Source organism: Aeromicrobium sp., assembly GCF_036675695.1.
Taxonomy (GTDB): Bacteria; Actinomycetota; Actinomycetes; order Propionibacteriales; family Nocardioidaceae; genus Aeromicrobium.
Window position 1 is genome coordinate 1 of the sequence record NZ_JAKFEL010000244.1, and the last position, 11,876, is coordinate 11,876.

The window sequence follows — 11,876 nt, forward strand, 5'->3', positions numbered from 1 at the left end:
CTACCACAAGCACACGCAGTGGCCTGGCCCCGGACACACCGAGAAGAACGTCGTCGGCTACCCGATGATGCCGGTCTACGCGGCCAAGGCCGGTGGATTCTTCTTCGTCGTCTTCGGCTTCACAGCTCTCATGGGTGCACTGCTGCAGATCAACCCGATCTGGGCATATGGCCCCTACAACCCGTCAGAGGTCACCGCCGGTTCGCAGCCTGACTGGTACATGGGCTTCTCCGAGGGCGCGGTGCGTCTGATGCCTGACCTCGAGTTCAACCTGCTCAACTACACCTGGAGCATGAACGTCTTCATCCCCGCCGTCGGCGCGATGGGACTTCTGTTCACCGTGCTTGGCGTCTGGCCGTTCGTCGAGCAGTGGATGACGGGTGACAAGAAGGAGCATCACCTCCTCGAGCGTCCCCGCAACGCCCCGACGCGTACGGCGCTCGGTGTCGCCGGCATGACGGCCTATGCGGTGCTTTGGATGGCTGGCGGCAACGACATCCTCGCCACCCGCCTCAACCTCGACATCTTCATGATCACGAGGTCACTCCAGATCGGCTTCTTCGTGCTTCCGGTCATCGCCTATCACGTGACCAAGCGGATCTGCATCGGTTTGCAGCGTCAGGACGCCAACCGCATCCTGCACGGCTACGAGACCGGCGTCATCGAGCGTTCGCCCGATGGCGGCTTCTCGGAGCGTCACGCACCTCTTGATCCCGTACGCCAGTACGCACTCACGACGCACGAACGGCTCCCAGAACTCACAGCGCCGGCTGAGACGGACAAGAACGGCGTGGCAGCGCCCAACGGACGCAAGGCCAAGATTCAGGCCTGGGTTCGCAAGCGCTACTACCACGGCGCTCTGGACAAGCCGACGGTCGACGACGTGCACCACGCCAACGAGCACATGGCTCACATTGACGGTCACCCCGTTGAGCTGGGCGATGAGTTCCAAGGTGTGTCGGAGACGGGTATCCCCCGCGTCCACTGATCACAGACATGAAGAAGGGCCGCTCCCCATTGGGGTGCGGCCCTTCCTTTGTGGTCTGTCTAGGCGGCGAAGGCCGAGCCTTCTTGCCACTTCTCCCAGTCGACGTTCCAGTCGGTCCAGCCATTGCGGTCCTCGAGGGGTCGAGGGCTGTTGACGAACTCCACGATGTCACCGCGCCGTGATTGCTTGTAGAGCCACGCAGCGTTTGCCGTGCTCATGCCGGTGCAGCCGTGGCTGACGTTGGTGTTGCCTTGGAACTGGACGGACCACGGAGCCGCGTGGAGGAACTCCCCCGAGTTGGTGACTCGCATGGCCCAACGGACGTTGTCGATGTTGTAGTAGTCAGGGTCCTCGGAATCGACGCCTGTCGTGGCGGCATCCATGTCGATCTTGGAGAACTTCTCCATGATCACCTTGGTGCCCTGCCGGGACCGGTGTCCGGAATCACCGGTCGACACCGGAATGGTCCGCTTGACCTTGCCGTCGACCTTGTACGTCAGCTTGTGCGCACGGACATCGACCGTGCTGACTGCCTTGCGGCCGACCTTGAAGGCGATGACCTGGTCCTGTTGCCCGTAGACGCCCTCAGCGGCGGGCAGCGAGTTGAGACGTAGCACGACCTTGACCTTCGTGCCCGCTGGCCAGAAGTTCTCCGGTCGGAAGTGGACCTCGCGGTCGCTGAACCAGCTCCATGAGCCCTCGACTGCTGGCGTGGTCTTCACGGTCATGTTGCGTTCGAACAGCTCACGGTTCTTGACCGGTACGTCGAACGTCACGATGACCGGCATACCGACTCCGACTGTCTCGCCCTGCAGTGGTGCAACGGACGGGTAGGTCTGCTGTTCCAGGGTGAGCTTCTCCGTGGAGAACGCCCTCGTGAGCGTCTTGTCCTTGCCGTCCTCACCCGTGCCTGTGACCGTCAGCTTGTAGGCAGTGCCCGGCTCCAGTCGCTGTGTGGCGATCCACTTGCCGTCCGCGATCCGCCCTTTGACCTTCGCCTTGCCGTCCGCGGACTTCAGCGATGCCGCGGTGATCTCACCATCCTCGGCCGATGCACTGACGATCGTGTCGACCTTCACGCCCGCGGCCTTCTCGGCGACGTTCGCCTCGAGCGCGATCGGATCTTTGGGGGTGACAGCGTCCTTGACGTCTGAGCAACCGGCCAGCACGAGTGCGGCGACACAGGCCAAGGCAGCGATACTGCGGATTTCCCTCACTCCCCCAGTCTAGGCAGACGTGACCGCAGGGCAGGAATCCGCGTCAATGTATGTTGACGTCGTGACGAACGTCAACATATATTGACGGCATGACCGCACGAATCACCGCCCAGGCGGAACAACCTGAAGATCCGCTGTCCGCGCTCAGGCGCGTGGCAAAGCTTCGCACCGAGCTCGAACGCGAGGAGTACTTCGAGGTCATGCGTGCACGTACGGCAGGCGTGAGCTGGGCGGGCATTGCCGCCGCTCTCGGCGTGTCAAAGCAGGCCGTGCACAGAAGGTTCAAGCGACGCGTCGCGGGCGACGCGCAGAGCTGATGATCAGTGGGCGTGGATGCCGCGGTAGTACTCGAAGATCCAACCACTGACTGTGATTGCTCCGAAGCCTGCACCGATGATGAACAGCCACCAACCAAAGACGATGCCCAGGGCGCACACTGCGAGAGCCATGGCGGCGAACAGCGGCCACCAGCTGTAGGGCGGGAAGAAGCCCTGCTCGCCCGCGCCATCGGAGATCTCGCCGTCGCTGCGGTCCTCAGGACGATCGGGAATCTGCTTCGCCACGACTGCGAGGTAGAAGCCCAGCAGCGCGCACAGGAGGGTCGTCATGACCAGAGCTGACGTACCGGTCGGGTCTTCGGTGAGGAGCCAGTAGATCGGCGCGATCAGCGCGAAGAAGATCCCGCAACCGAGGATTGTCCAAGTTTCGGCCTTCATCGATCAGTGGCCCTTCTTCTTCGCGTCGGAAATGGCTTCGCTCTTGCCGTTCACGTCTGGAGCATCGGCCAGCCCAGAGGTCTCCCCGGGGTTGTCAGCGAGCTCGAGCGCAGCGATCTCAGGGTGGTGAAGGTCGAATGCAGGGCTGTCAGAACGAATGCGCGGCAGCGAGACGAAGTTGTGGCGTGGCGGAGGAGAGGACGTTGCCCACTCCAGCGAGCGGCCCCAACCCCACGGATCGTCGAGGTTGACCTTGGGGCTCTTGCGCGACTTCCACACGTTGTAGAAGAACGGCAGCGTCGAGGCACCTAGCAGGAAGGCACCGATCGAAGAGATCTCGTTGAGCGTCGTGAATCCATCAGTCGGCGAATAGTCGGCGTAGCGACGCGGCATACCCTCAACGCCCAGCCAGTGCTGCACGAGGAACGTCATGTGGAAGCCGATGAACAGCAGCCAGAAGTGGATCTTGCCGAGCTTCTCGTCGAGCATCCGGCCGGTGAGCTTGGGCCACCAGTAGTAGTAGCCCGCGAACATCGCGAACACGACGGTTCCGAAGACCACGTAGTGGAAGTGCGCCACCACGAAGTAGCTGTCGGAGATCGGGAAGTCGAGAGTCGGCGCGGCCAAGATGACGCCGGTCAGACCACCGAAGAGGAAGGTCACGAGGAAGCCGAGAGCGAAGATCAGCGGGGTGTCGAAGGACAGAGATCCCCCCCATAGCGTGCCTATCCAGTTGAAGAACTTCACGCCGGTTGGCACGGCGATCAAGAAGGTCATGAACGAGAAGAACGCCAGGTCAACTGCACCCGTCACGAACATGTGGTGCGCCCACACCGCGATCGAGAGCGCCGCGATCATCAGCGTCGCGCCGACCAGGCCGATGTAGCCAAAAATGGGCTTGCGGCTGAACACCGGCAAGATCTCAGTGACGATGCCGAAGAACGGCAGCGCAATGATGTAGACCTCGGGGTGACCGAAGAACCAGAACAGGTGCTGCCACAGGATCGGGCCACCGTTTGCCGCGTCGAAGACGTGGGCACCCAGCTGTCGGTCAGCCTCGAGCGAGAGCAGCGCAGCCGCGAAGATCGGGAACGCGATCAGGATGAGCATGCTGGTGACCAGCGTGTTCCACACGAAGATCGGCATCCGGAACATCGTCAAACCAGGTGCACGCATCGTGAAGATCGTGGTCACGAAGTTGACGGCACCGAGGATCGTTCCGAGGCCAGCCATCCACAGACCCATGATCCAGAGGTCACCACCGACGCCTGGAGAGTTGACTGCGTCCGACAGCGGCGCATACGCGAACCAACCGAAACTCGCTGCACCACCAGGGGCGATGAAGCCGGAGACCGTGATCAGACCACCGAACAGGTAGAGCCAGTAGCTGAACATGTTGAGGCGCGGGAAAGCCACGTCTGGCGCACCGATCTGCAGCGGCATGATCGCGTTGCCGAATCCGAAGAACAGCGGCGTTGCGAACAGCAGCAGCATGATCGTGCCGTGCATCGTGAAGAGCTGGTTGTAGACCTCGTCGTCGACGTACTGGCTGCCCGGCTGGGCGAGCTCAGCGCGGATCATCAGCGCGAGGATGCCGCCGAAGATGAAGAACACGAATGACGTGACGAAGTACATGTTGCCGATCACCTTGTGATCGGTCGTTGTCAGAACCGTGACGACCTTCTGGCCCAGAGTGCGCTCGCGAATGGCCGCGCGATCGGAGCCGTCGTCGAATGCGGCAGTCGCCGTTGCGTCGGCCATCAGCCCTCTTCTCCGTTTTCGTTCAGACCGGCAATGGTGTCGGCTTCTTTGGCACCCGCGGGGCGTCCCGTGTTCTTGCCGGTCGCGTAGAGGTCCTTCATGTGCTCGTCGTACTCGACCCGCGAGACGACGTGGACCTTGAAGATCATGCGTGAGTGATAGAGACCGCAGAGCTCAGCACAGCGGCCCGTGAACACACCCTCACGAGTCGGCGTCATGTCGAATGAGTTGACGCGACCGGGGACGACATCGAGCTTGAAGTAGAACTCCGGCACCCAGAACGAGTGGATGACGTCAGGCGACTTGAGGTTGAAGCGCACGGACTCATCGACTGGAAGCCACAACTCGGTCGGGTCCTCGGGGGTGCCGACCTCGAATACGTCATCGGGTACGGCCGACTCGCTGAGGTAGTTGAAGCCCCACTGCCACTTGCTGCCGACGACCTCGACGGTGTGGTCTGGGTTCTTGACCTTCTCGAGCATCTCGTTCTGCGAGGTGACCGTGTGGAAGAAGAACACCGCGACGATGACGACGGGCGCGAACGTGTAGAGCGCCTCGATCGGAAGGTTGTAGCGGATCTGGACCGGAACCTCGTCATCGCTGCGTCGGCGGAAACGGACCATCGCGTAGACGATCAGGCCGAATACCAGCACAAACACGACGAGAACGGCGATCCATCCGCCGAGCCACAGCTCCCACATCGGCTGCGAACGATCGCTGCCGGCAACCGGCAGACCGAGGCGTTCGAGATCTGTCTTGCCCTTGGGCGAACAAGCGCTCAAGGCCACCACCGCAAAGGCGAGAATCGCCAACTTCATACGACCCACGGGGCGCCTTTCTGAACCATGACTGTCTCCGACATCAAGAACCTTAGCCCAGCGTGAGCGTGCTGGGACGCTGAGGTCAGCCTCACCTGCGAGGGCGTGTCGGACGGGTGACTTATACAAGTGACAGGGCGGCGTCGACCTCGGCCTGCGCCTGCTCGCCGTACGTCGAACCGAGCCGCTTGAGGAAGCCCTCGCGCTCGAGGACGTACTCCTGTGTGCCGGTGGTCTCCACGACGCTCGCCGCGATGGTGCAACCGATCTGGGCGGAGCGTTCGAAGTCAAGACCTGCTGCGATGCCAGCAAGGAATCCGGCACGGAAGCTGTCCCCCACGCCGGTCGGATCGACGGCGACGACGCCCTCGATGGCGCCGACGTGGATCGGCTCGCCGTCGGCCGGGTAGACCGTGACGCCGTCCTTGCCGCGCGTGACGATGCGCGTACCGACGTGTGCCTGGACGTCGGCAGTGGACCAACCGGTCTTCTGCTCAATCAAGGCTGCTTCGTAGTCGTTGCTGAACAGGTAGGTCGCCCCGTCGATCAGCTGACGGATGACGTCGCCGTCGGCCCAGGCGAGCTGCTGAGAGACATCGGCTGCGAAGTCGACGCCGTTGTCGCGGCACGCCTGCGTATGACGCAGCATGCCGTCGGGGTCGTCAGGGCCAATGAGTACGAGGTCGAAGTCGCTGCCGAGCGAGAACAGGTCGATGTCACGTGACTCAGACATGGCGCCGGCGTAGAACGTGGCGAACTGCGCGAGGTCGGTGTCGGTCGTGCACACGAAGCGGGCAGTGTGGCGGGTCTCCGAAACCAGGACGCCGCTGGTGTCGACGCCGGCGTCATCCAGCCAACCGCGGTACTCGGTCTCGAAGTCCTTGCCGACAGCTCCGACGAGGAGCGTGCGGTGACCGAGCTTGGCGAGGGCGAACGCAATGTTCGCGCCGCAACCACCCCGTCGTACGTCGAGGTCCGTGACGAGGAACGACAACGAGATCTTGTCGAGCTCCTCCGGCACGAGCGAATCGGCGAACTTGCCCGGGAAGGTCATGAGGTGATCTGTGGCGATCGAACCTGTGATGGCGAGGTGCACCCGTAAAGAATAGACAACGGCCTCCCGCTATGCGGAAGGCCGTCGTATGAGGTAACTCTCAGTAACTACATGGGGACTTAGTGGAACGAGTCGCCGCAGGCGCAGGAGCCCGTCGCCATCGGGTTGTCGATCGTGAATCCCTGCTTCTCGATGGTGTCGACGAAGTCGATCGTCGCGCCGCCGAGATAGGGCAGGCTCATGCGGTCGACAACGACATTGACGCCGCCGAACTCAAAGATCTGGTCGCCGTCGAGCGAACGCTCATCGAAGAAGAGCTGATAACGCAGGCCGGAGCAGCCTCCGGGCTGGACTGCGATGCGGAGCGCGAGGTCGTCACGACCTTCTTGCGCCAACAGGCTGCCGACCTTCTCGGCTGCGCCGGCGCTGAGGGTGACCTCGGTGCTCGGCGTGGTCTCGACGGTGGACTGCTCAGTCTCGATCGTCATGCGTACTCCCAAAGTTCTGGTTTGCCTGAAAAGATTGGATACAGCGTCACCGTGAACAACCGGCGCCGTGTCGATTCCATTCCATCGTACGCGCTCAATCCTTACGACGTGGCGACCACGTCCGGGCGACACGCTCAGCAAGTGTCGTCAGTGAGTCGAATGGCACACCCATTGCGGCCTCGACACCGACCAGATCGGCGACCGCGTACGCCGACTCCACACCCATGGCGCGCATCTCGCGTGAGGCGACGCTGACCTGACCGGCCAGCACGATGCACGGTCGAGCCGCTGCAGCAGCGACGGTCGCAACACCGTAGACGGCCTTGCCGGACCGCGATGAGAAGTCGTAGGTGCCCTCGCCCGTCACGACGAGGTCGTGGGTCTTGGCCAGCTCGGTGAGCCCGACCGCGTCGGTGACAAGGTCGATACCGGACACCACGTTGCCGCCGAGCAGCATCAGCGCGAAGCCGAGCCCACCGGCGGCACCGGCACCCTTGGCGTCGGCCGGCCGGCGCTCGGCGGGAGTCGAGCCACAGGTTGCGACGACCCACTGATCGAGGATCCCGTCGACCCGGATGATGTCTGGCTCGGACAGGCCCTTCTGCGGCCCGAAGGTCTTGGTGGCACCGAACATGCCGAGCAACGACACATCGACGTCAGCGGCGATCACGACCTCGACCCCATCGAGCCGCGCGCGAGCCGGCCCGAGATCAGCGGCCACTATTCCGTCGAGACCCTCGGGACCTCCATCGAGCGGCTGATCCGCCGTCGCACCGAGGGCCGCGAGCATGCCCGCTCCCCCGTCATTCGTGGCACTTCCGCCGAGTCCGACGACGACCTTGCGTGCGCCACGGTCGACGGCCGATGCGATCGCCTGACCCACCCCGTACGTCGACGAGCGCAGAGCATCCGGCGGATCGACGAGATGCAGCCCGCAGGCTTGGGCGCTCTCGACATACGCAGTCCCGTCAACGTGCAGGACTGTCACCGGCACGTCGTCGCCCAGCGGACCTCTGACGACGACCGAGACGAGCTGGCCGCCGAGGGCCGCGAGTAGGACGTCGACGAATCCGGGTCCACCATCCGCCATCGGAGCGACCGTGACGATGTCGTCCGTCGCATACCGCTGCCAGCCTTCGGCGATCGCGCGCGCTGCCTCGGGAGCAGAGAGAGTGCCCGCGAACGCATCGGGAGCGATCAGGACGCGCATCAGATGGCTAGTTCGCCAGTGCTTGCTCCGCGGCAGCCACCAGCACGCACGTGGCGAGCCCGTCGATGGCCTGCTCGAGCTCAGCCATTCCGGGGAACGACGGCGCGATGCGGATGTTGCGGTCGCGCGGATCGTCTCCATACGGGAACGCGGCACCGGCAGGCGTCATCGCGATCCCGGCGTCCTTGGCGAGCTTCACGACTCGCGAAGCGAGACCATCGGACGTGTCGAGGCTGACGAAGTAGCCGCCCTTGGGGTCTGTCCAGGTGGCCACGTCGTGGCCACCGAGGCGGGCCTCGAGGATCTCTACAACCTTCAAGAACTTCGGTGCCAGGATCGCGCGGTGCTTGTCCATCAGTGCGTGTACGCCGTTGACGTCCTTGAGGTAGCGCAGATGACGCAGCTGGTTGACCTTGTCGGGTCCGATGGTCCGCTTCGCGAGGTGCTTGAGGAACCAGGCGATGTTGTCGGCCGAGCCGCCCATGAACGGGATGCCTGATCCGGCGAACGTGATCTTGGACGTCGACGCGTAGATCATCGGGCGGTTGGGGTGACCCGAGGCCGCACACAGGCCGAGGATGTCGGCGGTCTTGGTCTGCTCCTCCGTCAGGTGGTGCACCGCGTACGCGTTGTCCCACATGATCCGGAAATCGGGCGCTGCCGTCTCCATGGCGGCGAGCTCGGCGGCAATCGCCTCGCTGACCACGGAGCCGCTCGGGTTGCCGTAGGTCGGGACGAGCCACATGCCCTTGACCGCAGGGTCCTTGACGAGCTCGCGTACGGCATCCATGTCGGGACCGTCCTCGTTGAGCGCGACAGGCAGCATCTCGATGCCGTACTCCTCGCAGAGCGCGAAGTGACGGTCATAGCCCGGTACGGGGCAGATGAACTTGATCGAGTCTTCCTTGGCCCATGGCTTGGGCGAGTCGACGGTCCCCTGCAGCAGCGAGAACACGAGGGTGTCGTGCATCAGCGCGAGGCTGGCGTTGTCGCCGCAGATGACCTGGTCGACCGGCACCTGCATGATCTCGGCAAAGATCTCGCGCAGTCCCGTCAAGCCCGTCAGACCGCCGTAGTTGCGGGTGTCCGTACCGGCCGAGTCCCTGAAGTCGTCGCCCGGCAGTGACAACAGCTCGTTGGAGAGATCGAGCTGCTCCGGCGAGGGCTTCCCGCGAGTCAGGTCGAGCTTGAGCTGGGCTTCTTGGAGCTCGACATACTTGGCCGACTGCTCGACGAGAAGCTCTTGGATCTGGTCACGGGACAGGGTCGAAAATGGCACGGCTCCAACCTATCGCGGAGTGCCGTTCGTCAAAGCCCGGGAGCGCCCCAGATTGCGAGCCAGCGCGAGAGGTCGGACTCGACGGCAACGTCGTTCGCGATGAGTCCACGTACTTGCAGCTCGAGCGGGTTGTCGCGACGCTCATCAGTCTCGGGAGCAAAGGGGTAGAACGTGCCGCGCTTGTAGAGGTAGACGAGTGCCATTCGCTTCTTCGTGGGAGCGGTGAACACGACGGTCGAGCACAGCAACGCGGAGCCGAAGCCGGCATCCGCGAGCGAGGAGTTGATCGCGTGGAGGTCTGTCACGAGACCGGAGACGTCGGCATCAGTACGCGTGACGATCAGCCAGCGGAAGCCGAATCGATCTGTCGTGCCCTCGATGGTGGGCCCACCACCTGTGGCAACCAGCTGCTTGATCTGTGCCTCGGTGTCGCTGAACGCGCCTCCCTCGGTCGGGCGGTAGCAAACTGCGCCGACTCCAGTAGGCGTGAAACCTTCGATGCCAAGTGACAGTGCTGCCTGCGGGACGGCAAACAACGCATCAAGGTCGGCCTCGGGAGGTTTGCTGCGCCCGAGGATCGAGTCAAAGAGGCCCACGTACTCAGCCCTTCTCGGACAGCTCGGCGCCGATCTGGGCGAGGTTGTCCAGGCGCTGCTGCAGGGGCGGGTGGGTCGACATGAGCGCACCGATCGACTCACGGTTGATCGCGGGAGCGAAGAAGAATGCGCTGATCGCCGAGCCTTCGCGCAGGTCCTTGTTGGGTATGCGGGCCATCTCGCCCGAGATCTTGACCAGCGCCGACGACAGCGTCGACGGACGCCCGGTCAGGTAGGCGCCGGAACGGTCGGCGCTGAGCTCGCGGTAGCGCGACAGTGCACGGGTCAGCAAGAAGCTGACGAAGTAGACGACAAGGCTGACGGCCAGGACCACGAGGAACGGCACGCCTCCCCCGTTGTTACCGCGGTTGCGACCGCCACCGAAGTACATGCCCCAGCGGGTGATGAAGCCGGCCAGCAGACCGAGCGACGATGCCACCGTCATGACCGAGACGTCGCGGTTCGCGATATGTGCGAGCTCGTGGGCGAGGACGCCTTCGAGCTCGTCGGCATCGAGTCGCTGCATGATGCCGGTCGTCACGCATACGGCGGAGTGGTTGGGCGTACGGCCAGCTGCGAACGCGTTGGGCATGTCGGTGACCGAGATCGCCACCTTGGGCTTCGGCATGTCGGCGAGTGAGCAGAGTCGGTCGATCATGGCGTGTAGCTCAGGCGCCTGTTCAGGAGCGACCACCTTGGCGCCCATCGACTTCAGCGCGAGGGTGTCAGAGAAGAACCACTGGCCCCAGGCCATGCCGAGCGTGATGATCAGGCCAAGTGCGAAGCCGGTCTGCGTGATGAGCAGTGCGCCGAAGGCGACGTAGAGCGCACCTAGGCCTAGTCCGACGCCACCCATACGCAGCGTCAGGCCGCGGTCAGAGCGAAAGCGTGTACGCGCCACGACTTATTTCGCTCCGTCGGTCTTGTTGCCATCGGTCAGCTCGTCCATCTGGCGGCTGACCTCCGGGCTGTCAAGCGCGGCATCGAAACGACGGGATGCCGCAGCGTTTGCGCTCTCACCCGGCTTGCTGATGAGGCCCTCTCGTACGAGCTCGTCGACAGCGTCGGCAGCGGCTTCGAGCTCACGGGTTCGGCGCTCGGCAACTTCCATCGCCTGACCGACACCGCCTGCGGCGGAGGTGATCCCCTCACTCGCGTCGTTCATGCCGGCCTGAGCGCTGGCTGCGGTGTGCCGAGCGGCCAGAGTGTCTTTGCGGGCCCGGAAGTCTTCTACGTCGTGTTCCATCTTCCTCGCCGAGTCGTGGAGCTTGTCTTCCTCGGCCTTCAGGTCGGCGTGGCGCTCTGAGAGCTCGGCAGCCGCCTTCTCGAGCGAAACCTTGCGGGCCAGGATCCTGCGAGCCTCGTCGTCATTGCCCTGCCCGACTGCTTGACGGGCCTGGTCATCGAGCTGTGACATCTGCTGATTGAGGGCTGCGAGCTGCAGCTCGACGCGCTTGCGGCTGGTCGCCACGTCCGCGACCGCTCGGCGTACTTGCTGCAACAGCGTCGCCTGGGTGCGGTAGGTCTCGTCCAGCTTGTCCTTGAGGTTCTCGAGGTCGTTGCCCCTGAAACGCCACGCCCTAAACATCCTGGACAACCGCGAACCGATGCTCATGCGTTCCAGCCTACGGGGTAGCGTGTCGCGGGTGGTAGACGAGACTGAGGCCGGCAAAGGGCGCGCAACACCGAGTCGCAAAGAGGCAGAAGCGGCCCGCAAGGCCCGTCTGAAGACCCCTGTTTCGCGCAAGG

General features: G+C 63.7%; 13 protein-coding genes. 2 read left to right on the forward strand and 11 right to left on the reverse strand.

All coding sequences use genetic code 11. The annotated features are described in order from the left end of the window. Positions 1 to 988, forward strand: a 988-nt coding sequence (locus tag V6M39_RS16015) for a cytochrome b N-terminal domain-containing protein (protein ID WP_332644814.1), incomplete at its 5' end; no start/stop codon positions are given. Between the two features lie 59 nt (positions 989 to 1,047). Here V6M39_RS16015 and V6M39_RS16020 read toward each other — a convergent pair. Further along, a complete protein-coding gene (locus tag V6M39_RS16020; protein ID WP_332644815.1) occupies positions 1,048 to 2,205 on the reverse strand; it encodes a L,D-transpeptidase in 1,158 nt (385 codons plus the stop codon). An 89-nt stretch (positions 2,206 to 2,294) separates the two neighbouring features. On the opposite strand from V6M39_RS16020, the gene V6M39_RS16025 reads away from it, so the two are divergent. Next, a complete protein-coding gene (locus tag V6M39_RS16025) occupies positions 2,295 to 2,522 on the forward strand; it encodes a hypothetical protein (protein WP_332644816.1) in 228 nt (75 codons plus the stop codon). A gap of 3 nt (positions 2,523 to 2,525) precedes the next feature. On the opposite strand, the gene V6M39_RS16030 is transcribed toward V6M39_RS16025, so the two are convergent. The 10 genes from V6M39_RS16030 to V6M39_RS16075 all read right to left on the reverse strand — a co-directional run bounded on the left by V6M39_RS16030 (position 2,526) and on the right by V6M39_RS16075 (position 11,742). After that, positions 2,526 to 2,921, reverse strand: a complete 396-nt coding sequence (locus tag V6M39_RS16030; RefSeq protein WP_332644817.1) for a cytochrome c oxidase subunit 4 — start codon at positions 2,919 to 2,921, stop codon at positions 2,526 to 2,528. A gap of 3 nt (positions 2,922 to 2,924) precedes the next feature. Further along, positions 2,925 to 4,682, reverse strand: coding sequence for an aa3-type cytochrome oxidase subunit I (gene ctaD, locus V6M39_RS16035; protein ID WP_332644818.1), 1,758 nt, complete (start codon positions 4,680 to 4,682; stop codon positions 2,925 to 2,927). After that, positions 4,682 to 5,500 (reverse strand): aa3-type cytochrome oxidase subunit II, encoded by an 819-nt coding sequence (gene ctaC, locus V6M39_RS16040; RefSeq protein ID WP_332644819.1) that lies wholly within the window; start codon positions 5,498 to 5,500, stop codon positions 4,682 to 4,684. The genes ctaD and ctaC overlap by 1 nt, the downstream gene beginning before the upstream one ends. 121 nt (positions 5,501 to 5,621) lie before the next feature. Continuing rightward, positions 5,622 to 6,596, reverse strand: coding sequence for a carbohydrate kinase family protein (locus V6M39_RS16045; protein ID WP_332644820.1), 975 nt, complete (start codon positions 6,594 to 6,596; stop codon positions 5,622 to 5,624). A 77-nt stretch (positions 6,597 to 6,673) separates the two neighbouring features. Then, the gene (locus V6M39_RS16050) at positions 6,674 to 7,042 is read right to left on the reverse strand and encodes a HesB/IscA family protein (protein WP_309970407.1); all 369 of its coding nucleotides are present in this window, start codon (positions 7,040 to 7,042) and stop codon (positions 6,674 to 6,676) included. Between the two features lie 94 nt (positions 7,043 to 7,136). Next, complete coding sequence (locus V6M39_RS16055) at positions 7,137 to 8,252, reverse strand: glycerate kinase family protein (RefSeq protein WP_332644821.1); 1,116 nt, start codon at positions 8,250 to 8,252, stop codon at positions 7,137 to 7,139. 7 nt (positions 8,253 to 8,259) lie between these two features. Then, complete coding sequence (locus V6M39_RS16060) at positions 8,260 to 9,531, reverse strand: aminotransferase (protein WP_332644822.1); 1,272 nt, start codon at positions 9,529 to 9,531, stop codon at positions 8,260 to 8,262. A gap of 29 nt (positions 9,532 to 9,560) precedes the next feature. Further along, entirely contained in the window at positions 9,561 to 10,127 is a 567-nt protein-coding gene (pspAB, locus tag V6M39_RS16065) for a PspA-associated protein PspAB (protein ID WP_332644823.1), read from the reverse strand. A 4-nt stretch (positions 10,128 to 10,131) separates the two neighbouring features. Beyond that, the gene (gene htpX / locus V6M39_RS16070; RefSeq protein WP_332644824.1) at positions 10,132 to 11,028 is read right to left on the reverse strand and encodes a zinc metalloprotease HtpX; all 897 of its coding nucleotides are present in this window, start codon (positions 11,026 to 11,028) and stop codon (positions 10,132 to 10,134) included. A 3-nt stretch (positions 11,029 to 11,031) separates the two neighbouring features. Then, a complete protein-coding gene (locus tag V6M39_RS16075; RefSeq protein ID WP_332644825.1) occupies positions 11,032 to 11,742 on the reverse strand; it encodes a PspA/IM30 family protein in 711 nt (236 codons plus the stop codon). Positions 11,743 to 11,876 lie beyond the last annotated feature (134 nt).